The organism is Leuconostoc sp. S50 (assembly GCF_016624925.1).
GTDB classification, from domain to species: domain Bacteria; phylum Bacillota; class Bacilli; order Lactobacillales; family Lactobacillaceae; genus Leuconostoc; species Leuconostoc pseudomesenteroides.
Genome location: NZ_JACVUE010000046.1, coordinates 1 through 232 on the forward strand (window position 1 = coordinate 1; position 232 = coordinate 232).

The 232-nt window shown below is 39.7% G+C and carries 1 pseudogene; it reads left to right on the forward strand.

Annotated features, from left to right (window positions below):
* A pseudogene (locus IAE53_RS11325) lies at window positions 1–232 on the forward strand (IS30 family transposase); the annotation flags it as partial.

The following is a 232-nucleotide window of genomic DNA, read 5'->3' on the forward strand; positions in this document are numbered from 1 at the left end:
GCCAGAGCAAATTGCTGGTAATGTGCAAGATGTTGATGTTTCTGCATCAGTAATCAGGTTATGGTCTAGGCAAGGCCTTATCAATATTCGGAAACAGAAATATCATCGTCAAAATGGTACACCCAAAGAACGTGCTGTGGCACAAACTAAACGTGATAAGGAACGTGAAATTGCACGACTACGTGAACAATTAAAAAATGACGGAGAATTAGTCCGCCATTCTATATTTGAT